This is a genomic window from Kitasatospora sp. NPDC057595 (genome assembly GCF_042800875.1).
Taxonomy (GTDB): Bacteria; Actinomycetota; Actinomycetes; order Streptomycetales; family Streptomycetaceae; genus Kitasatospora.
Window position 1 is genome coordinate 671,186 of sequence record NZ_JBHVGL010000001.1, and the last position, 20,803, is coordinate 691,988.

General features: G+C 74.7%; 19 protein-coding genes. 12 read left to right on the top strand and 7 right to left on the bottom strand.

Translation table 11 applies throughout. The features are described 5' to 3' along the window. Window positions 1-82: 82 nt before the first annotated feature. The 3 genes from ACFU9E_RS02905 (at window position 83) to ACFU9E_RS02915 (ending at window position 3,625) form a co-directional block, all read left to right on the top strand. Window positions 83-1,495, top strand: a complete 1,413-nt coding sequence (locus tag ACFU9E_RS02905) for a dipeptidase (protein ID WP_380686435.1) — start codon at window positions 83-85, stop codon at window positions 1,493-1,495. A gap of 102 nt (window positions 1,496-1,597) precedes the next feature. After that, window positions 1,598-2,548: an NAD(+) diphosphatase gene (gene nudC / locus ACFU9E_RS02910; protein ID WP_380686437.1), complete on the top strand. Its 951-nt coding sequence runs from the start codon at window positions 1,598-1,600 to the stop codon at window positions 2,546-2,548. 222 nt (window positions 2,549-2,770) lie between these two features. Beyond that, the gene (locus ACFU9E_RS02915) at window positions 2,771-3,625 is read left to right on the top strand and encodes a GntR family transcriptional regulator (RefSeq protein ID WP_355363756.1); all 855 of its coding nucleotides are present in this window, start codon (window positions 2,771-2,773) and stop codon (window positions 3,623-3,625) included. Window positions 3,626-3,736: 111 nt separating this feature from the next. Here the strand turns inward: ACFU9E_RS02915 and ACFU9E_RS02920 are convergent, their stop codons facing one another. Further along, window positions 3,737-3,994, bottom strand: coding sequence for a mycoredoxin (locus tag ACFU9E_RS02920; protein WP_344345785.1), 258 nt, complete (start codon window positions 3,992-3,994; stop codon window positions 3,737-3,739). 263 nt (window positions 3,995-4,257) lie between these two features. On the opposite strand from ACFU9E_RS02920, the gene ACFU9E_RS02925 reads away from it, so the two are divergent. The 4 genes from ACFU9E_RS02925 (at window position 4,258) to ACFU9E_RS02940 (ending at window position 8,219) form a co-directional block, all read left to right on the top strand. Further along, window positions 4,258-6,525 carry an ATP-dependent DNA helicase UvrD2 gene (locus ACFU9E_RS02925; protein WP_380686439.1) on the top strand — a complete coding sequence of 756 codons (2,268 nt, stop codon included), beginning with the start codon at window positions 4,258-4,260 and terminating at the stop codon, window positions 6,523-6,525. A gap of 288 nt (window positions 6,526-6,813) precedes the next feature. Beyond that, window positions 6,814-7,290 (top strand): hypothetical protein, encoded by a 477-nt coding sequence (locus ACFU9E_RS02930; RefSeq protein WP_380686441.1) that lies wholly within the window; start codon window positions 6,814-6,816, stop codon window positions 7,288-7,290. 168 nt (window positions 7,291-7,458) lie between these two features. Next, complete coding sequence (locus tag ACFU9E_RS02935) at window positions 7,459-7,824, top strand: WhiB family transcriptional regulator (protein WP_355363765.1); 366 nt, start codon at window positions 7,459-7,461, stop codon at window positions 7,822-7,824. 149 nt (window positions 7,825-7,973) lie between these two features. Then, the gene (locus ACFU9E_RS02940; protein WP_376092170.1) at window positions 7,974-8,219 is read left to right on the top strand and encodes a hypothetical protein; all 246 of its coding nucleotides are present in this window, start codon (window positions 7,974-7,976) and stop codon (window positions 8,217-8,219) included. Between the two features lie 147 nt (window positions 8,220-8,366). On the opposite strand, the gene ACFU9E_RS02945 is transcribed toward ACFU9E_RS02940, so the two are convergent. The 3 genes from ACFU9E_RS02945 to ACFU9E_RS02955 form a co-directional block, all read right to left on the bottom strand. Further along, entirely contained in the window at window positions 8,367-9,902 is a 1,536-nt protein-coding gene (locus ACFU9E_RS02945) for an AarF/UbiB family protein (RefSeq protein WP_380689604.1), read from the bottom strand. A gap of 141 nt (window positions 9,903-10,043) precedes the next feature. Next, complete coding sequence (locus tag ACFU9E_RS02950) at window positions 10,044-11,588, bottom strand: FAD-binding oxidoreductase (protein WP_380689606.1); 1,545 nt, start codon at window positions 11,586-11,588, stop codon at window positions 10,044-10,046. Between the two features lie 421 nt (window positions 11,589-12,009). Continuing rightward, window positions 12,010-13,098 carry a ThiF family adenylyltransferase gene (locus tag ACFU9E_RS02955; RefSeq protein WP_380689048.1) on the bottom strand — a complete coding sequence of 363 codons (1,089 nt, stop codon included), beginning with the start codon at window positions 13,096-13,098 and terminating at the stop codon, window positions 12,010-12,012. Window positions 13,099-13,422: 324 nt separating this feature from the next. Between ACFU9E_RS02955 and ACFU9E_RS02960 the strand changes: the two genes are divergently transcribed. Continuing rightward, complete coding sequence (locus ACFU9E_RS02960; RefSeq protein ID WP_380689050.1) at window positions 13,423-14,082, top strand: M48 family metallopeptidase; 660 nt, start codon at window positions 13,423-13,425, stop codon at window positions 14,080-14,082. Between the two features lie 170 nt (window positions 14,083-14,252). On the opposite strand, the gene ACFU9E_RS02965 is transcribed toward ACFU9E_RS02960, so the two are convergent. Beyond that, window positions 14,253-14,843, bottom strand: a complete 591-nt coding sequence (locus tag ACFU9E_RS02965) for an NUDIX hydrolase (protein ID WP_380689052.1) — start codon at window positions 14,841-14,843, stop codon at window positions 14,253-14,255. Beyond that, window positions 14,840-16,390: a zinc-dependent metalloprotease gene (locus ACFU9E_RS02970; protein WP_380714716.1), complete on the bottom strand. Its 1,551-nt coding sequence runs from the start codon at window positions 16,388-16,390 to the stop codon at window positions 14,840-14,842. The genes ACFU9E_RS02965 and ACFU9E_RS02970 overlap by 4 nt, the downstream gene beginning before the upstream one ends. Window positions 16,391-16,599: 209 nt before the next feature. Here ACFU9E_RS02970 and ACFU9E_RS02975 point away from each other — a divergent pair, with 209 nt between their 5' ends. The 4 genes from ACFU9E_RS02975 to ACFU9E_RS02990 all read left to right on the top strand — a co-directional run bounded on the left by ACFU9E_RS02975 (window position 16,600) and on the right by ACFU9E_RS02990 (window position 19,892). Beyond that, a complete protein-coding gene (locus ACFU9E_RS02975) occupies window positions 16,600-17,748 on the top strand; it encodes an NAD-dependent epimerase/dehydratase family protein (protein WP_380690249.1) in 1,149 nt (382 codons plus the stop codon). A 187-nt stretch (window positions 17,749-17,935) separates the two neighbouring features. Further along, the gene (locus tag ACFU9E_RS02980; protein WP_380687820.1) at window positions 17,936-18,376 is read left to right on the top strand and encodes a molybdenum cofactor biosynthesis protein MoaE; all 441 of its coding nucleotides are present in this window, start codon (window positions 17,936-17,938) and stop codon (window positions 18,374-18,376) included. Between the two features lie 184 nt (window positions 18,377-18,560). After that, window positions 18,561-18,749 (top strand): hypothetical protein, encoded by a 189-nt coding sequence (locus ACFU9E_RS02985; protein WP_380687821.1) that lies wholly within the window; start codon window positions 18,561-18,563, stop codon window positions 18,747-18,749. 66 nt (window positions 18,750-18,815) lie between these two features. After that, a complete protein-coding gene (locus tag ACFU9E_RS02990) occupies window positions 18,816-19,892 on the top strand; it encodes a PDZ domain-containing protein (protein ID WP_380687823.1) in 1,077 nt (358 codons plus the stop codon). A 110-nt stretch (window positions 19,893-20,002) separates the two neighbouring features. Here the strand turns inward: ACFU9E_RS02990 and ACFU9E_RS02995 are convergent, their stop codons facing one another. Continuing rightward, the gene (locus ACFU9E_RS02995; protein ID WP_380687826.1) at window positions 20,003-20,566 is read right to left on the bottom strand and encodes a PPA1309 family protein; all 564 of its coding nucleotides are present in this window, start codon (window positions 20,564-20,566) and stop codon (window positions 20,003-20,005) included. Between the last annotated feature and the right edge of the window lie 237 nt (window positions 20,567-20,803).

Consider the following 20,803-nt stretch of genomic DNA (forward strand, 5'->3'; position numbering starts at 1 on the left):
GACGGACGTAACAGGCCCCGGGGTGCCCACCCTTCGGGACCGGGGCCGCTCGCAGGCACCCGGGCGAACTAAAGTCGTCCGTATGACGAGAACTCCGGACAGCGTCGTCCGCTCCTTCATCGACCAGCACCGGCCCGCCTTCCTCGCGGACCTCGCGGACTGGCTCCGCATCCCCTCGGTGTCCGCCGACCCCGGCCGGGCCGACGACGTGCGCCGCTCCGCCGAGTGGCTGACCGCCAAGCTGCGCGACACCGGCTTCCCGGTGACCGAGGTCTGGGAGACGGACGGCCTGCCGGCGGTCTTCGCCGAGTGGCCCTCCGGGGACCCGGACGCGCCGACCGTCCTCGTCTACGGCCACCACGACGTGCAGCCCGCCGCCCGCGAGGACGGCTGGGCGACCGACCCGTTCGAGCCGACCGTGGTCGGCGACCGGCTGTACGCCCGGGGCGCCGCCGACGACAAGGGCCAGGTGTTCTTCCACACCCTCGGTGTGCGCGCCCACCTGGCCGCCACCGGCCGCACCGCGCCGGCCGTCAACCTCAAGCTGCTGGTCGAGGGCGAGGAGGAGTCCGGCTCGCCGCACTTCGCCGACCTGGTCCGCCGCGAGGCCGACCGGCTGGCCGCCGACGTCGTGATCATCTCGGACACCGGCATGTGGTCCGAGACCACGCCGACCGTCTGCACCGGCATGCGGGGCCTGGCCGACGCCCAGATCGACCTGTACGGGCCGGACACCGACATCCACTCCGGCTCCTTCGGCGGCGCCGTGCCCAACCCGGCCACCGTCGCCGCCGAGCTGGCCGCCGGCCTGCACGACGCCGACCACCGGGTCGCCGTCCCCGGCTTCTACGACGGCGTGGTCGAGCTGACCGACCGCGAGCGCGCGCTCTTCGCCGAGCTGCCCTTCGACGAGGCGGCCTGGCTGCGGACCGCCAAGTCGTACGGCACCCGCGGCGAGGCGGGCTACTCCACCCTGGAGCGGATCTGGGCCCGCCCGACCGCCGAGGTCAACGGCATCTGGGGCGGCTACACGGGCCCCGGCGGCAAGACGATCGTGCCCGCCTCGGCCCATCTGAAGCTCTCCTTCCGGCTGGTCGCCGGGCAGGAGGTGGAGAAGGTCCGCGAGGCGGTCCGCTCCTGGGTGGCCGACCGGGTGCCCGAGGGCATCCGGTACGAGCTGGTCTTCCCGGGCGCGACCCGCCCCTGCCTGACCCCGCTCGACCACCCGGCGCTGCAGTCCACCGTGCGGGCGATGGGCCGGGCGTTCGAGCAGAAGATCCTGTTCACCCGTGAGGGTGGCTCCGGCCCGGCCGCCGACCTGCAGGACGTGCTCGGCGCGCCGGTGCTGTTCCTGGGCATCTCGGTGCCCTCGGACGGCTGGCACTCGGTGGACGAGAAGGTCGAGCTGGAGCTGCTGGCCAAGGGCGTCGAGACCGCCGCCTACCTGTGGGCCGACCTGGCCGAGAACTGGCGGCCGGGCGGCGAGCACGCGTGAACCTCGGGCGCGCGGGCACACCGGGTCGGGCACGTCCCGACCCGGTGGCCCGGGTGAACCGACCGTGGGACCCGAACCGTCCGGAAGACTCATCACGTGGGGATGGAACAGTTGAGCACCGTGCCTGAGACCGAACGCCCGCTGCACCTGGCGCTGGCCCGGGCCGGGGTGGACCGGGCGGCCCAGCACCGGTTCGACGAGCCCTGGCTGGCGGCCGCGTGGAGCCACCCGTCCACCAAGGTGCTGCCGATCGCCGGCGGCGAGGCGTTCGTGGTGGACACCGGGCAGGGGACCGAGCTGGTCCTGCTGCCCTCCTTCGAGGCGCCGCAGAGCGGCGACCGGTACTTCCTCGGCACCGACGAGGAAGGCGTCTCCTACTTCGCGCTGGCCGGCGAGAGCCTGCCGGGCCGGCTGGACGGCGACGCCCGTCCGGCCGGGCTGCGCGAGGTGGGCGCGCTGCTCTCCGACCGGGACGCCGGACTGCTGGTGCACGCCGTCGCGCTGGAGCACTGGCACCGGCTGCACAGCTTCTGCTCGCGCTGCGGCCACCCGACCGAGAAGGCCGGTGCCGGGCACGTGCGGCGCTGCACCTCCTGCGCGGCCGAGCACTACCCGCGCACCGATCCGGCGGTGATCATGCTGATCACCGACGAGCAGGACCGCTGTCTGCTCGGCCGTCAGGCGCTGTGGCCGGAGGGCCGCTGGTCGACGCTGGCCGGCTTCGTCGAGCCGGGGGAGTCGATCGAGCAGGCGGTGGTGCGCGAGGTGCACGAGGAGGCCGGGGTGCGGGTCGCCGAGGTCTCCTACGTGGCCAGCCAGCCGTGGCCGTTCCCGTCCAGCCTGATGCTGGGCTTCCTGGGCCGGGCGCACCCGGAGGGCACCGGGATCACCGTGGACGGCGAGGAGCTGGCGGAGGCGCGCTGGTTCTCCCGGGACGAGCTGCGGGCGGGCATGGAGGCGGGGGAGATCCTGCCGCCGTCGGGGATCTCGATCGCCCGTCACCTGGTCGAGCTCTGGTTCGGGGAGCCGCTGCCGGCGGCGGCCCGCTGGTAATTCCGGCGGGCGGTTCACGGAGCGTTCCATGGATTGGGGGCGCGCGGAGTTGATCTGCGCGCCCCCAATTTCCTTTTCGAACCCTTCTCCCCAGGATGTTCGTAACCGGAGCGGCCCTGTCCAGTACGGTCCGCGGGGCCTTGGCGAGCGGAGTCACCGATCCCGGTCGACTTTGCCGCAAACGCCTGAAAGCCCCTCACCCGGCTCGCTACATTCACTCGGGTGACAATCCCCCGGGGCACCGCCCAATCCCCCAAATACCAGCGCCTCGCCGCCGACCTGCGCCGCCGGATCGCCGAGGGCGAGTTCACCACCGCGGCCGCACTCCCGGTCGAGAGCGAACTGGAACGCCAGTACGGCGTCGCCCGCAACACCGTCCGCCTCGCCGTCGACGTCCTCGTCAACGAAGGCCGGCTGGTCCGCCTCCAGGGCAAGGGCACCTACCTGCGCGAGCACCCCGTGCTCGACCACCGCGCCTACGGTCCCGCCCCCCGCCTCGACCCGCAGGGCGCCGCCCCGCACGACTGCCTGGCCGTCCCCAGCGCGGTCTACCGCGGCGAGGCCGCGGAGAGCGGGCGCGAGCTCGGGGTCGACTTCGAGATGATGATCGTCCGGGCCCGGGTCGACATCGCCGAACGGCTCGGACTGCGCCCCGGCGAGGCCATCGTCGTCCGCCGCCAGCTGCGCATGCTCGACCGCGAGCCGTACTCCATCGAGGAGAGCCACTACCGGGCCGGCCTCGCCGCCGGCACCCCGCTGATGGAGCCCGACCAGATCGACGGCGGCGACGAGGCGGTGCTCGCCGCCCTCGGCCGCACCGAGGTCGGTGCCGTCGACCACCTGGTCGCCCGGATGCCCGGGCCCGAGGAGGCCCAGTGGTTCCAGGGCGGGCCGGGGGTGCCGCTGGTGGTCCAGACCCGGGTCACCTACGACCGGCGCGGGCCGGTGCGGGTCATCGAGACCCGCTACTCCGCCGACCGCAGTCGGCTGGTCTACGGCGTCGGCGACCTCGGCGCGCGCGCCTCGCTGCCGGCGCCGGCGGCGCCCGTCGACCCGGCCCGGGCGGACGCGCCGTAGCCGCGGCGGGCGGGCGGGTGTGCGGGCGGGTGTGCGGGCGCGCGGACGGGTGGGCGTGCGGGTGTGCGCCGGCCCGGCGCCGCGGGGGCGCCGGGCGTCGAGCGCGGGGCGTCAGGCCGCCAGGGCCTTCTTCACCTGCAGCAGGCTCGGGTTGGTCATCACGACCTGCTCGCCGCCGCCGGCCGGCTTCACCAGCACCGTCGGAACGGTCTGGTTGCCGTTGTTCACCGACTCGACGAAGGCCGCCGACGCCGGGTCCTCCTCGATGTTGATCTCGGTGTAGCCGATGCCCTCGCGCTGCAGCTGGCTCTTGAGCCGGTTGCAGTAGCCGCACCAGGTCGTGCTGTACATCGTCACGCTGCCGGACATCGAGGGGACTCCTTCGGTAGGGGAGGGGCCTGCACGGGGGTGCCGCGCGGGTCACGCGGCTCCGGGGGGTCAACGCCCACCGACCGGCGGTCATTCCGCACCCGGACCGGCCGGGCCGCGCCCGCGCACGCCCGTCCGAACCGGCGCGGGGCTGAAGGTGCGCGCCCCCGCGTGCCACTATCCGCCGCCCGCAACGCGATCATCCTGCGATCACACCGCACCTGTGGACAACCCCGCCCGCGATGTCCGCCCGGGCTGAGAGGATGGAACGCATGCAGGAAGACCTCTTGAGCGGCAGCCCGTTCGACGGACACCAGGACGCCCACCGGCCCGGCCACCTCGCCGCCGGCGGCCCCGACGCCGTCCTCGCCGGACTCGACCCCGAACAGCGGGCCGTCGCCACCGCCCTGCACGGTGCCGTCTGCGTCCTCGCCGGCGCCGGCACCGGCAAGACCCGCGCCATCACCCACCGCATCGCCTACGGCGTGCGCAGCGGCGTCTACCAGCCCCAGCAGGTCCTCGCCGTCACCTTCACCGCCCGCGCCGCCGGCGAGATGCGCGGCCGCCTGCGCCAGCTCGGCGCCGAGGGCGTCCAGGCCCGCACCTTCCACGCCGCCGCCCTGCGCCAGCTCCAGTACTTCTGGCCGCGCGCCGTCGGCGGACCCGTCCCCCAGCTGCTCGAACGCAAGGTCCAGCTGGTCGCCGAGGCCGCCGGCCGCTGCGGCCTGCGCGTCCAGCGCACCGAACTGCGCGACCTCACCGCCGAGATCGAATGGGCCAAGGTCACCCAGACCGGCCCTGACGACTACCCCGCCGCCGTCGCCAAGTCCGGCCGCGAGGCCCCCCGCGACCCCGCCGAGACCGCCCAGGTCTACCGGGTCTACGAGGAGACCAAGAGCCGCCGCGGGAACATCGACTTCGAGGACGTGCTGCTGCTCACCGCCGCCATCCTGGAGGACCGCCCCGACATCGCCGACCAGGTCCGCTCCCAGTACCGGCACTTCACCGTCGACGAGTACCAGGACGTCTCCCCGCTCCAGCAGCGCCTGCTCGACCAGTGGACCGGCCCCGGCGGCGGCGCCAGCCTCTGCGTCGTCGGCGACGCCAGCCAGACCATCTACTCCTTCACCGGCGCCACCCCCGACTACCTGCTGGGCTTCCGCACCCGCCACCCCGACGCCACCGTCGTCAAGCTCGTCCGCGACTACCGCTCCACCCCCCAGGTCGTCCACCTCGCCAACGGACTGCTCGCCCAGGCCCGCGGCGAGGCCGCCCGCCACCGCCTCGAACTCGTCTCCCAGCGCGAGGCCGGCCCCGACCCCGTCTACACCGAGTACGAGGACGAACCCACCGAGGCCGAGACCACCGCCCGCCGGATCAAGGACCTGCTCGCCGCCGGCGTGCGCGCCAGCGAGATCGCCGTCCTCTTCCGCACCAACGGCCAGTCCGAGGTCTACGAGCAGGCCCTCGCCGACCTCGGCGTCCCCTACCAGCTCAAGGGCGCCGAGCGGTTCTTCGAACGCCCCGAGGTCCGCGACGCCGGCGTCCTGCTGCGCGGCGCCGCCCGGGCCGCCTCCGACCCCGTCACCGACGGCGCCCCCGACCTCGCCGGCCAGGTCCGCGCCGTCCTCGCCACCCGCGGCTTCACCGCCGAGCCCCCCGCCGGCTCCGGCGCCGTCCGCGACCGCTGGGAGTCCCTCGCCGCCCTCGTCCGGCTCGCCGAGGAATTCGAACGCGGCCGCGCCGCCGACGGGCGGTCCACCGACCTCGCCGCCTACGTCGCCGAACTCGACGCCCGCGCCGCCGCCCAGCACGCCCCCGCCGTCGAAGGCGTCACCCTCGCCTCCCTGCACGCCGCCAAGGGCCTCGAATGGGACGCCGTCTACCTCGTCGGCCTCACCGAGGGCACCCTGCCGATCATCTACGCCAAGACCGACGAACAGGTCGAGGAGGAACGCCGCCTCCTCTACGTCGGCGTCACCCGCGCCCGCAAGCACCTCACCCTCTCCTGGGCGCTCTCCCGCTCCCCGGGCGGCCGCGCCTCCCGCAAGCCCAGCCGCTTCCTCGACGGGCTGCGCCCGGGCTCCAGCGCCCCGGGCACCCGCCCCGCCGGGCGCGGCGGGCGTGGCGGCGCCGAGGGCGGCGAGCGCTCCGCCGGGCGCCGGGTCCGCGGCCCGGTCACCTGCCGGGTCTGCGGGCGGGCCCTCACCGAGGCCGTCGAACGCAAGCTGCGCCGCTGCGAGAGCTGCCCCTCCACGATGGACGAGGCGCTCTACGAGCGGCTGCGCGAGTGGCGCGCTGCCCAGGCCCGCGAACAGGGGGCCCCCGCCTACGTCGTGTTCACCGACGCCACCCTGATGGCCATCGCCGAGGACGTCCCCGCCAACCGCCAGGAGCTCGCCGGAATCTCCGGGGTCGGCGCGATGAAGTTGGACAAATACGGGGCGGCCGTGCTCTCGTTGTGTGCGGGGGAGGAGCCCGTCAGGGATCCGGAGGACGTCACGGACGGCCGGCCGGACGAACCGGCCTGAGCCGGTCCGGGGCGATCGCGGCCGACGCCGAGGGGCGTCGCGGAGACCGTCGGGAAACTCGCCGGAAAAATAGTTTGCGCGCCGTACCGGGAGCGCAATAGCCTGCCGGAGCGGTCAAGGGGACGCGGTCGTCCGGGGTGACGCCTGTCACCGCATGCCCCCGCAGCCACGAGCCTCACACGCTCGATCAGCTTCACACAGCTTCACCAGCATCACCGAGACAGACATCCGAACAGTTCGGAGCCCGGGAGACCAGGCTCCGCTAGGCGCCGAGAGGAGGCGAAGGCAGTGGAAACCATGATCACCAAAATGACTGGCCAGACCGTCGACGCTGCCTCCCTGCGTGCCGCCAGCCTGCGGCTCGCCGCCGAGCTGTGCGGAACCGGTCTGGGTCTCGACACCACCGGTGTCTCCGTCGTTCCCGCTTCCCCCGCCCCCGCTGTCAGTGGCCTCGGACACACTGGCCCCGGCAGCAATGGCATCCAGGGCGGCAGCCTCGACGGCACCCGTGTCGAGATCGGTCTGTCCGGCGACTGGGCCTCGATCGATGCTTCGCGCTCCCTGCGTGATGAGCGACCGACCCAGGCACCGAAGGCGGCTGTAGCCCTCGCCATGCATGGCGGCTATGAGCAGGTCGTCGGTGCCGGAAACGCCCAGGAGCAGAAGCAGCAGCAGATCACGCAGGCCATGGCCGTCTTTGCCGACGCCACGGCCATCCGGATGCGGGCCTTCCGCGGCCCCGAACCCTGGAGAGAACGAACCTGAGCCAGCCTCAGGTCGGCGCCTCCAGGGCCGCGGAACCCCACACACCGGGATCCGCGGCCCTTCTGTTTTGTCCGGTACGCAAGACCACCCAGGCCCCCCGGGGCCTCCGGCCCAGCCCCACCAGTCAGCTGAGCCGGACCCACTGAGAAGACGAGGAAGACGCCCACAGTGTCCACGGTCATCACACCGCCCACCCCGTCCGTACCGCAGACAAGCCAGACCAAGGCCGACCAGGCCGACCCCCCGGAGGTTCTCCCCATGCAGTTCACCTCGATCGACCAGGCCGAGGAGCTCGGGCTCCCCATCCCGTGCCGCGCCTTCGACCCCGAGGTCTTCTTCGCCGAGACGCCCGCCGACGTCGAGTACGCGAAGTCCCTCTGTGGCACCTGCCCGGTCAAGGACGCCTGTCTCACCGGCGCCCTGGAGCGCCGCGAGCCCTGGGGCGTCTGGGGCGGCGAGCTCTTCGTCCAGGGTGTCATCGTGGCCCGCAAGCGGCCGCGCGGCCGCCCGCGCAAGACCGAGGTCGCGGCGTGAACCCCGCGTCCGGAGCCGGAACCGTCCGCCGGGGAGAGCAGCCCCCGCCGGACAACGCCCTCCGCCGCTCCGTACGCCTCGCCGCCGCCAAGGCCGACGCCGCCCGCATCCACCCCTTCCCGACGACGCACCACGAGCAGGACCACCACATGACCGCCGCCGCCATCGATCCGACCGTCCGCGCCGAGCAGACCACCGAACTCCAGATCCAGAACAGGACCCTCGAAATGCAACTCCTCCACGAATCCCTGGCCCGGGCGCATATGCAAGAGCGCCTCCAGGAGGCCGAGCACCAACGGCTCGTCGGCCGGCTCGCCCGCGCCCACCGGCTCAAGCGGAAGGCCGAACGCGCCTCGCTGCGAGCCCGCAAGGCACTCGCCGTCGCCCTGATGTGACCTCCCCGAGGTGACCCGGACGCCGGCGCACCGCCATGCCCGGCCCACCACCGGGCCCGACCACACGGGCCCGCCGGACCCACAGCACGCCGCAGGCCGCCCCCCGACACCGGGAGGCGGCCTGCGGCCGTTGCGACGGACGGCGGATCAGCCCTCCGCCGACGGGCTCCTGCGCTTCTCCGGCGCCGTCCTCCCCGACGCCGCCCGCTTGGCGGCCGGCGTCCGCGCCTGCCCGGGCGCCGCCTTCTTCGCAGGGCTCTTCGCAGGGCTCTTCGCGGGGCCCTTCACCGCGGGGCCCTTCGCCGTCGGGCTCTTCACCGCCGCCTTCTTGGCCGCCCGCGTCCCCGGTGACCCCGCCTCCGCGAACTCCGGCAGCCACTCCAGCATCTCGGCCCGGAACGGCGCCTTCGCACCCAGCTGACACAGCACCCCGATCGTGCTCAGCGTCACCCGGTGGATCAACAGGTACGACGGCGGCAGGTTCAACTGCTTGCCCAGGTTGTACGCCGGCGACCGCGGATCGGCGATCCGCGCCGCCTGCGCCCGCATCCACGCCCGGGTGAAGTGGAACGACTCCACCGCCGCCGGCTCGATGATCGGCACCAGGTAGTCCAGCACCGCGTCCGCGTCCAGCGCGATCGAGGGCTTGACGAAACCTTCCTCGCGCAGCATCGCCAGCACACCCGCCGCGTCCCCGGCCAGCGCCATCCGCAGCGACGCCCCGATCGGCGCCGGCAACCCGCCCGGCAACCGGTCCACCGTCCCGAAGTCCAGCACCCCCAGCCGCCAGCCCTCCACCGGACCGTCGTCCTTCAACAGCCGGAAGTTGCCCGGATGCGGATCCGCGTGCAGCAACCCCGTCCGCGACGGACCGGCGAACAGGAACCGCGCCAGCAACCGGCCCGCCCGGTCCCGCTCCTCCTGCGAACCGGAGGCGATCACCTCCGCCAGCGGCGTACCGCCCATCCACTCCGACACCAGCACCTGGTCCGCCTGCGCCACCACACCCGGCACCACGATCTCCGGATCGCCCGCGAACTCCTCGGCGTGCCGGCGCTGCGCCTGCGCCTCCAGGCCGTAGTCCAGCTCCTCGGCGACCCGCTCCCGCAACTCCGTGATCAGCGGCTTGATGTCCAGGCCCGGAATCAGCGGACCCAGCAGCCACGCCACCCGGCTCAACTGCGACAGGTCCGCCAACAGGGCGTCCCCCGCCCCCGGGTACTGCACCTTCACCGCGACCGCGCGGCCGTCGTGCCACACCGCCCGGTGCACCTGGCCGATCGACGCGGCCGCCGCCGGCCGGTCGTCGAACTCTCGGAACAGGCTCCGCCAGTCCTCGCCCAGCCGCTGCGCCAGCGCCGCGTGCACCTTCGCGGCCGGCATCGGCGGCGCGGCGTCCTGCAGCTTGGTCAGCGCCGCCCGGTAGGGGCCGGCCACCTCCTCCGGCAGGGCGGCCTCGAAGACGGACAGCACCTGCCCGAACTTCATCGCCCCGCCCTTGAGCTCGCCCAGGACCTTGAACAGCTGGTCGGCGGTGGCCTGTTGCAGCTCGGCGGTGACCACCTCGGCCGACCGGCCGCCGATCCGCTTCCCGAGGCCCAGGGTGGCACGGCCGGCTATCCCCAGCGGCAGGGCGGCGAGTCTTGCCGTGCGGGTCATTGCCTTGCGCGGAAGATCGCTCACCCGGGCCTCCAAGTCGACACGCCCAAGGCCCCCGGGGCGGGAGCCGACCGTCATACGCCATTGTGCCCGCTCGACGGCGCGGCCCCGGCCGTAATCCGCCGCCCCGCCGGGGCCGCCCCGTTCGCGTCAGTCCCGTTCGCGTCAGTCCCGGGAGCCGGGAGCCGCGCCGACCGCCTGCGGGAAGGAGAACAGGCGGTACGGGTCGTAGCGGCGCTTCACCGCGACCAGCCGCGGATAGTTCTCCCCGTAGTAGGCGCGCCGCCAGTCCGCCAGCCCGGGGTCGACGAAGTTCTGGTAGGTCTCGCCGGCCGAGTGCGGGTCGAGCAGCGCGAACCCGGCGTCCGCCCAGCCGCGGGCCGCCGCCAGCGCGGCCTCGTCCACCGGGCCTATGGCGATCACCGCGCCGAAGCTCGCGTTGAACAGCGCGGTGCGGTGCACGTACGCGGTGGCCGTGCGCGCCGGGTCGTTGGCGGCGCCGCCCAGCGCGCTCAGCTGCACCATGCGCTGCTGGCCGGCCGGCCGGTCCCGGTCGACCAGGCCCACCGCGGCGTCCCAGAGCGAGCGCGGCGGCGGGGCGTCGAAGAGCCGGCCCCGGTCCACGGCGGCGGTCGGCCGGGCCAGCACGGCCGCCGGGCCGGTGCCCGCCCGGTGGCACTGGTCCTGGGTGTAGGCGCCGCAGCCGTAGAGGCCCATCATGACCGACAGGTAGGGGGCGGTGAAGCCGTTCCTGGTGGCCGGCAGCGCGCCCACCAGATCGGTCAACCGGGCGATCTCGGCGGCGAGTTCGGCCTCGGTGCCGACCGAGCCGATCAGCACCGAGACGAACGGGGTCGCGCCGGGCGCGGCGTCCCGCAGGCCGACCACGGCGCCGCCGCCCAGCGTCCGCGGGGCGTCCGGGAGCCAGTGCGACCAGGCGTCCAGCACGTCCACCGCGTGATCGAAGGACCAGGTGAGACTGGCGAGGGTGAGGGTGGCCAGCGGGACGGGGGTCACCGTGTAGGACGTGACGACGCCGAAGTTGCCGCCACCGCCGCCGCGCAGCGCCCAGTACAGGTCGTCGTGCTGCTCGGGGGAGGCGGTGACGGTCCTGCCGTCGGCCAGCACCACGCGGGCCGCGGTCACCTTGTCGCTGGAGATGCCGACGTGGCGGGTCAGCAGGCCGATGCCGCCGCCCTGGAGGAAGCCGCCGAGGGAGACGGTGGGACAGAAGCCGCCCGAGACCGCGAGCCCGTGCGGGGCGACGGCGTTGGTGACGTCGACGAGCTGGGTGCCGCCGCCGAAGGTGGCCGCACCGGGGGTCACCACGGCGGAGTTGAGCCGGGAGACGTCGACCACCAGGCCGGTGCCGGTGGAGTAGCCGCCGCCGCTGTGGCCGCCGGCGCGGACCGCGATCGGGAGGTCCTGGTCCTGCGCGTAGCGGAGACAGAGGGCGACGTCGGACTCGTCGGCGCAGTAGGCGACGGCGGCCGGTTCGACGGCGTCGAAGCGGGCCTGGCCGATCTGCTTGGCCGTGCCGTAGGCCGGGTCGCCGGGGAGGACGAGGGTGCCGTGCAGATGACCGGTGAGCCGGGACCAGCGCCGTCGCCGCGCCTCGGCCGCCGTGGCGACGGCGGGCGCGGTGGAGAGGGCGGTCAGCGGGAGGGCCAGGGCGCCGGCGGCGCCGATGAGCGATCTGCGAGTGATCATGTCGATACCTCTCGGTGAGGTCGTGCACGAGCGTTGCGATCGTTGAGCCGGCCGCCCGGGCCGCGTCGGCCGGATGGCCGACGCCACAGTAGTCGTTGGGCGCCCCGCTGCGGCGCCCTTTCCCCGTCTCGGGGGCCCCTCCCCCCCCACCCCCCACCCCTCCGCCTCCTCCTCGGCTGTGCCCCCGAGGGGCACAGCCGATCCCGCCGGCACCCTGGGCACACTCCGGCAACGGCCCAGGACCGTTGCCGGAGTGTGCCCAGGGCGGGCTCGGTACTGCCCAGAGCTCCACGACCGCTGCCCAAGCCCTCCGGCGGGCAGGCCGGGGCACACCGACCGCCGCCGGAGGCTGCGCCGCCGGCGCCCAGGCCGCGGCGACGGTTGCCGCCCGGGGCACGACGGCGGTGCCCGGGCCGGGCCCTCAGTGCGGTGGTGTCGGTTGCCAGAGGCAGCCGCAGTCCGGGTGGCCCTTGAGCCGTAGCCGGCGGGCCATGCCGTCCACGGCGGACAGTTCGCACCAGCCGTCCACGCTGGGCGGCCGGCCGCCGTCCAGGAGGACCTGGACGTGCAGTGCCGCGAGCCCGGCGACCGCCGTCGCGAGCGCGGTGTCGCAGGCCGGGGTCGGCGCCCGCCCCGAGCCGCCCTCGGCGAGCTGGGCGAGGATCCGCGGCCAGGCGGCGTCCTCGTCCTCCCGGGCCAGGACCAGGCAGTGGCCGCAGGCCGAGACGCCCGGCAGGACCAGCGGTCCGACCACCCCGTACTCCTCGACCACCCCGACGTACAGGTGCGGGACCCCGGCCCGGAGCAGTTCGCGGGCCTGCGGTGTGCCGCCCGCGAACGCGCCGCTGCCGTCCCGGGGAGCGAGCACCACCAGGTCGGGCAGCCCCGGTCTCGGCCGTCGGATGCGGCGGCCCGGGCGCCGGGCGGTGGCCCGGTCGACGGCCTCACGGGCGGCGGTGGCCCGGAGCCGGCCGACATCCACCGCCGGCAGCCCGGCGGGGGAGCAGTCCGCGGGCGTGACCCGGCCGGAGTCCACCACGGTGACCGTGCCGATGCCGCCCGCCGCGAGGACGGCGGCGACGGCCGCGCCGATCCGGCCCGCCCCGCGGACCTCGACCGCGTGCTCGGGCCGCCGGGCCAGCACCGCGGGGGCGGCGCCGGGCGGCGCGTGGATCAGCGACAGTGAGGCGAGGTCGGGTCCGAGCAACTCGCGGTGCGGCTGCGGGAAGCGGGCCAGGGCCTCGTCCGAGGCCTCGGCGTCGTCGAGCACCCCGGCCTCCTCCAACAGGTCGAGCAGGGAGTCGGCGGGGTCGCGCCCGAAGCCGATCCGCTCGCCCTCGGCGAGCAGGGCGGGCCGGTCGCGCGTCCCGTCGACGAGGCCGAGGAACGTGCGCAGGGCTTCGTCGGCGGCATGGCCGAGAACCCCCGCGTGCTGCGGGATGGTGCCGAACTGGAGGGTGTCCGAGTCCCGCCAGCTGCGGGAGAGGGCGGGCTTGAGGGCGAGGCGCACGGCGGTCTTCCTTCCGACGGTTTCCGGACGGCTGACGGCAGCATGCCCGATCGGGGCGACGGGGTGCGGCGTGTTGTCCACAGGGACGGGCACATGATCAGATGATCCGTTCGCACACCCTGTGGATAACTTGGCGTCCGGCGTGAAGTCGGATTCCGGACACCTCCCGTCGGCCTTTCGTTCCCGACCGCTCCACGAAACATTTCGGCCATGGCAGCGGACTTCTGCCAGGGGGAGCGGGTAACGTCGTGTGCCATGGCAGCCGAACGGGACTCCCATCCCTCGGCGTCGCCTCGGCGTGCCCGTGCAGCGTCCGGGTCGCGTGTGGCGGCGCCGAGTACGCGTGGGCGTCCGGAGCAGCGTCCCGACCAGGGGTCCGAACAGCGCCCGGACTCGCCGACGACGGCCGCGCGCGAGCCGGTCGACCGGTCCCGGGTGGAGGTGCGGCGCAGTGCCCGCCGCAGCCGGACGGTGTCCGCCTACCGCGAGGGCGATCGCACGATCGTGCTGATCCCGGCCCGGATGTCGCACGCGGAGGAGCAGCGCTGGGTCGCCCAGATGCTGGAGAAGCTGGCCGCGCAGGAGAGCCGCCGGGTGCTCGGTGACGATGCGCTGGTGGCCCGGGCCCGGGAGCTCTCGGCGGCCTACCTGGGCGGTCGCGCCCGGCCCGCCCAGGTCCGCTGGGTGACCAATCAGAATTCGCGCTGGGGCTCGTGCACCCCGAGCGAGCGGACGATCCGGCTCTCGCACCGCCTGCAGGGGATGCCGGAGTACGTGGTCGACTACGTGCTGCTGCACGAGCTGGCGCACCTGCTGGTGCCGGACCACGGGCCGGACTTCTGGGCGCTGCTGGAGGCGTATCCGCGGACCGAGCGGGCGCGCGGCTACCTGGAGGGCGTGGTGTCGGCGGCCCGGCTGCCGCACATCCCCGGGGCCCGGCACGAGGCCCCGTCGGAGGCCGGTCCGGCGGAGTCCTGCGGCTGAGCGGTCACCGGGCGGGCCGCGCGGAGCACGGCGGCACCCGGGTGGAACACACAGGAACACACCCGGAGCACGCGCGGAGCTCACCCGGAGCAGGCACGGAACGGACGACGGGAGGGGCGCGGACCACATCGGTCCGTGCCCCTCCCGTCGTCCGGGCGCTCCGGAGTGCTTCAGCCGGTGAGTTCCCGGGCGCGCGCCACGAGGTCGCGCACGGAGCGGTCGGTGAGCTCGGGCAGGCGGTCGTAGTCGAACCAGCGCAGGTCGAGCGACTCCTCGCTGATCAGCGCCTGGGCGCCGGGCGGGGCCACCGCGACGTACTGGACGTCGAGGTGGGTGTTCTCGGGGCGGTCCTTGCCGGTGCAGCGGACCTGGTGGCGGTCGAGCTTGACGGGCACGGGCGCGCCGTCGCGGGTGAGCAGGGCGAGGTCGGGGATGCCGGACTCCTCAGTGGCCTCCCGCAGGGCGGCCGAGGCGAGGTCGCGGTCACCGGGCTCGCAGTGGCCGCCCATCTGCAGCCACCGGCCGACCTTGGGGTGCAGGGTCAGCAGGACGCGGCCGGCGGCGGGGTCGACGACGGCGGCGCTGGCGGTGATGTGGGCGGGCAGGCAGGAGCGGAACAGGCCCTCGGGCTGCTCGGCGAGGTGCCGCAGGTAGGCGAGGCGCAGCTGTTCCTGCTCGGGGTCGGTGCCCCGCCAGTCGCCCAGGGCGCGGACCGCGTCGGCGTGCAGGGCTCCGGCGCGGTCCGTCTCGGTGGCCGTCATGCGGTGGGCTCGCCCTTCCCCTGGTCGTCGCCGCGGTCGTCGTCGTTCTTCGTCAGATCGGGCTTCCCGGTGCCCGGGGCGCCGCCCGCGGCGGCCTCGCCGAGCAGCTTGTCGAGGGCGTCGAAGTCGATGCCGCCCTCCAGGTCGTCGCCGTTGCCCCGGTGCACGAAAGCGTCGGGGTCGTCGAGGTCGGCGGCGGTGGGGAGCATGTCCGGGTGCTGCCAGAGGTCGTCGCGGCCCTCGGTGCCGCGGGCGTCGGCGAGCAGCGCCCAGAGGCGGGCGGCGTCGCGCAGCCGGCGCGGGCGCAGTTCGAGGCCGACGAGGGTGGCGAAGGTCTGCTCGGCGGGCCCGCCGGCGGCGCGGCGGCGCCGGACGGTCTCGCGCAGCGCGCCGGCCTGCGGCAGGTGGGGCTCGGCGGCGGCGTGCACGACCGCGTCGACCCAGCCCTCGACGAGGGCGAGCGCGGTCTCCAGGCGGGCGAGCGCGGCCTTCTGCTCGGGGGTGTCCTCGGGCTGGAGCAGACCGCCGGCGAGCGCCTCCTGGAGCGCCTCGGGGTTGCCCGGGTCGAGCTGGCCGACGAGCTCCTCCATGCGGGAGCTGTCGACCTTGATGCCACGGGCGTAGGCCTCGACGGCGCCGAGCAGGTGGGCGCGCAGCCACGGCACGTGGGCGAAGAGCCGCTGGTGGGCGGCCTCGCGCAGGGCGAGGTAGAGGCGGACCTCCTCGGCGGGCACGCTGAGGCCCTCGCCGAACTCGGCGACGTTCTGCGGCAGCAGCGCGGCCTTGCCGGCGGGGGCGAGCGGCAGGCCGACGTCGGTGGAGCCGACGACCTCGGCGGCGAGGGCGCCGAGCGCCTGGCCGATCTGGGTGCCGAACATGGCGCCGCCCATGGAGCGCATCATGCCGAGCAGCGGGCCGGCCATGGCCTGCATCTCCTCGGGCAGCACGCCGCCCATGGCGTTGCCGACGCGTTCGGCGACCGGGTCGACGAGGTCCTTCCAGACCGGGAGGGTGGCCTCGATCCACTCGGCGCGGCTCCAGGCGACGGCGGTGCCGGCGCCGGAGGGGAAGGTGGTGACGCCGTCGAGCCACAGGTCGGCGAGGCGGACGGCCTCGGCGACGGCGGAGCGCTCGGCGGCGCCGACCGAGCGGTCCTTGCTCTTGCCCTCGGCGGGCTCGGCGACGACGGTCTGCCGGGCGATGTCCTTGGCGAGGTCCCAGTTGACCGGGCCGCCCTCGAAGGAGAGCATCTGGCCGAGCTGCTGGAAGGCGGCGCCGAGGTCGTTGGGGTTGAGGCCGCCGAACATCGCGGCGAAGGGGTTGTCGCCGGCGCCGGGACCGCCCGCGCCCGGGGTGCCGGGCATGCCGGGCATGCCCATGCCGAACAGGGCGCCGAGCGGGTTGCCGCCGGAGAAGCCGAAGGGCTGCGGGCCGCCGGACTGCGCGTCGGCGCCCTCGTCCTTCTTCTTCTGGTCGTCGTCGGGCTTGGCCTTGCCGTCCTCGGGCTCCTCGGGCGGAACGCCGAATCCGAAGGGAAGGTCGCTCACGGGGTCCTCGATCCGGTCGGCCGTCATACGGGTGGTGGCGGTGAAGTCTGCGTGCCCGGGGCGGTCGGTGGAGTGGGGGACTCCCGGCCGGCGGGCGGCTCCCGCGCGGCTGGCCCGCGCCGGGTGCACCGCCGGGCCTTCGCCTCGGGCAGGATGGACGTACGTGACACACGTACGTACGCACATAAGCTAACCGTGGAGGATGGCCGGTGAGTTCCCCGCCCTCGGACGTTCGCTCTGGGCTGACCGGAGGAGAGGACGCCCCGGACATCACGGCGTCGCCGCCTCCAGCCTATGCCGGAAGACCGCTGACCGTGGCGGTGACCGGCGCCGCCGGGGTGCTCGGCGAACGGGTCGCGGCCCGGCTGGTGGCCTCGCCGGGGGTGAAGCGGGTCCTGGCGGTCGACGACCGGCGCGGTGAGGTGCCGGGGGTGCAGTGGCGGGTCCTGGACGTCCGGGACCCCGCGGTCGCCGAGCGGCTGGCCGGGGTGGACGTGGTGGTCCACCTGGCGATGGACCTGGGCATGGAGTCGGACCCGCGGGCGCGCAGCGCCTACAACGTGCGGGGCGCCCAGACGGTGCTGACGGCGGCCGCGGCGGCCGGGGTGCACCGGGTGGTGCTGTGCACCTCGGCGATGGTCTACGGCGCGCTGGCGGACAACGAGGTGCCGCTGGCGGAGGACTCGGAGCTGCGGGCGACCGAGGAGGCCTCGCTGGTCGGGGACCTGCTGGAGATCGAGCGGCTGGCCCGGCGGGCGCCGCGGGCGCACCCGGGGCTGCAGGTCACGGTGCTGCGGCCGGCGGTGGTGGTGGGCCCCGGGGTGGACACGGTGCTGACGCGGCACTTCGAGGCGCCGCGGCTGCTGGTGGTGGCGGGTTCGCGCCCGTGCTGGCAGTTCTGTCACGTGGACGATCTGGCGGCGGCGCTGGAGTACGCGGCGCTGGGCCTGGTCGAGGGCGAGGTGACGGTCGGCTGTGACGGCTGGCTGGAGCAGGAGGACGTGGAGCGGCTGTCGGGGATCCGGCGGATGGAGCTGCCGGCCTCGCTGGCGCTGGGAACGGCGGCACGGCTGCACCGGCTGGGGCTGACGCCGGCGCCGGCCGGGGACCTGGCGTACACGATGTACCCGTGGGTGGTGTCGGGGAGCCGGCTGCACGAGGCGGGCTGGCGTCCGGCGCACACCAACGAGGAGGTGCTGGCGGAGCTGCTGGCGCAGGTGGAGGGCAAGCACGCGGTGGCCGGCCGGCGCCTGGGCGGCAAGGAGGCGGCGACCAGTCTGGGCGCGGCGGGGGCGACGGTGGCGCTGGTGGGTACGGCGGCGCTGGTGCGGCGGGCGCGCAGGCGGCGCCGGTTCTGAGCCGGCCCGGGCCCTGAGCCGGCCCGGGCCCTGAGCCGGCCCGGGCCCTGAGCCGGCCCGGGCCCTGAGCCGGCCCGGGCCCTGAGCCGGCCCCGGTCCTGAGCGGGCCCCCGCCACGGCGGGGGCCCGTCGTCGTGGGGCGGTGGGGGTGTGTCCCGGCCCGGGAGGGATGGGCAATCATGGGGGCATGTCCGAGAACCACGGTCCGATCCGCCTGCTCGCGATCCGCGACACCCCGCTCTCGCTCGACGAGGTGTACGAGGCGGTGGGCGACGACGCGGCCGGCGGGACGACGGTCTTCGTCGGCACGGTCCGCGACCACGACGGCGGCCGGCCGGTCTCGGTGCTGGAGTACAGCTGCCACCCGTCGGCGGAGCGGGAGCTGCGCCGGGTCGCCGAGAAGGTCGTCGCCGACTTCCCGGTCCGGGCGCTGGCCGCGGTGCACCGGGTGGGCCGGCTGGGGATCACCGACAAGGCGGTGATCGTCGCGGTGTCGTGCGCGCACCGCGGCGAGGCCTTCGCCGCCGCCCGCCGGCTGATCGACGACCTCAAGCACGAGGTGCCGATCTGGAAGCACCAGGTGTTCGCGGACGGCGGCGAGGAGTGGGTCGGCGCCGGCGACTGCTGAGCACCCGCCGGAACCCCGTGTCGTGCAGGCGCGCCGGTCGCTCACACGAACGGGTGTGGGCCACTGCGCCGGATACTCCCTGGAAGTGAGCCGATCGGCGGCGCCGTAACCCGGACGGCGCCCGCGGCGTTGTCCGCCGGACTGGTTAATCTGCTCATAGACACGACGAACTGGGAGTACCGAGATGGCTGTACTCGCCTGGTTGAGCATTCCCTGCGTCGCCGGGGCGCTGGCCACCGTGTGGGCGGTCTGGGCCCAACGGGCCCCGAAGGCGACGGGGGACCCGGCCTCGCTGGCCGAGCACCAGCGGTTCATGGCCGCGATGGAACGCACCACCGCGGGCGGCGACCCGCGCGAGCACCGCGAGCGGTAGCGGCCGCGGGCCGGTGGGGCCCGGGCCGCCGGGCGCGCCGTCACGCGCGTCCCGTACTGTCGAGGCATGCCACGCCGCTCTGCGACGATGCTCGCCGCCACCCTGCTGCTCATAGCGCTGCTCTGCGCCTCGGTGCTGATGAAGGTGCCGTACACCGAGATGAGCCCGGGCCCGACGTACAACACGCTCGGGGTGCAGGAGAAGACGGGGACCCCGGTGATCACCATCACCGGCCACGAGTCCTTCCCGGCGAGCGGGAACCTCAACATGACGACCGTCCAGGTCACCGGCGCCAAGTACGAGCCGAGCCTGGTCAACGCGGTGGTCGGCTGGCTGCGCGACGACGTGCTGGTGGTGCCGCACGACAACGTCTACCCGAAGGGCCAGACCGACGCCGACGCGAAGCGGCAGAACGCCGAGGAGTTCGCGCTCTCCGAGGACCACGCCCGCACCGCGGCGCTGAGCCAGCTCGGCATCCCGATGGGCAGCGAGCTGATCGTCCAGAGCGTCACCGCCGGCGCCCCGGCGGAGGGCCGGCTGCACGCCGGGGACCAGATCGTCGCGGTCGACGGCACCCCGGTCGCCGACGCGGAGGCGGTCGCCAAGGCGGTCACCCGGCACCAGCCCGGCGAGGAGGCGGTCTTCACCGTGGTGCCGCGGGTCAAGGAGGGCTCCGCCGAGCCGGGGGTGCGCACCGACATCGCCGTCCCGACCGTGAAGTCGCCGGACACCGGCGCCGCGATGGTCGGCATCCGCCCGGGCCTGCGGCACACCTACCCGTTCCGGATCGACATCGGGCTGCAGGACGTCGGCGGGCCCAGCGCGGGCCTGATGTTCTCGCTCGGCATCATCGACAAGCTGACCCCGGGCGACCTGACCGGCGGCAAGTTCGTGGCCGGCACCGGCACCATCACCGACGAGGGCGAGGTCGGTCCGATCGGCGGCATAGCGATGAAGCTGATCGCCGCCCGGGACGCGGGCGCCGAGTACTTCTTCGCCCCGGCCTCGAACTGCGCCGAGGCAGGCAAGAACACCCCGTCCGGGCTGAAGCTGATCAAGGTGGAGACGCTGGACGGCGCGCTGAAGGCACTGGACCAGATCCGCTCCGGGCAGACCTCCGCGCTGCCGTCCTGCACCTCGTAGGCCCGGAGCAGGCCCGGAGCAGGCCCGGACCGCCGGGCCGGTACCCGCAAGGCCCGGACCCCGTGGGCCCGGACCCCGTGGGCCCGGACCCCGTGGGCCGTGCGGGCGCCTCAGGCGAAGGTCGCCAGCAGGGCCTCGGTCAGGCCCGGCACCAGCTCGGGGCCGGTCAGCACCTCGCGGGCGGTGTCCTTGGAGCGCAGCCGCAGCGCGATCTCCTTGCTGCCGTCGCGCAGCACGGCGGCGGTGATCCGCACCTCCTCGCGCTTGGGGTGGTTGGCCACCCACTCGGCGAGCTGGGCGTCGCTGGCGTTGCGCGGGCGGGACTGCTCGGCGCCCGGCGGCAGCATCAGGCGCTCGACGACCAGGGCGCAGCCGGCCACCGCGCCGGGCCAGGCGATGGTGCCGAGGAACTTGTCCAGCTCCATGCCGGCGGGCAGTTCGTCCTGCTCGACCGGGGTGAGGCCGGGCTCGTTGCTGTCGGCGAGGCCGAGCTGCTCGGCGATGCGGGGGTCGGCCTTGCGCAGGGCGGCGCTGTCCACCAGGGCGAAGAGGCGGGCCGGGAGGTCCCAGCCGAGGGTGGCGGCGTACTCGTCGATCTCCAGCGCGGCCCGGGTCAGCGGGCTGCCGGCCGGGAGGGTGGAGACGTCGTCGGGGAGGTTGGATCCATCGGACATGCCTCAATCCTCACACGCCGGGCGCCCGCTGCGTGGCGCCCGGCGCTCGGGCCGGCGGAACGGCCGGCGGAACGGCCGGTGGGACGGCCCGCGCGAGGGGCCGCGGGAAGGGCCCCGGGAGGGGTTGCCGGAGGGGTTGTCGCAGGGCCCGGGGGGAGGGGTTGTCGTAACCGTCTGCTAACGGTGGGAACTCGGCCAAAGACTGGTTAAGTTGCACTGGAGACCGACTGACCCAAG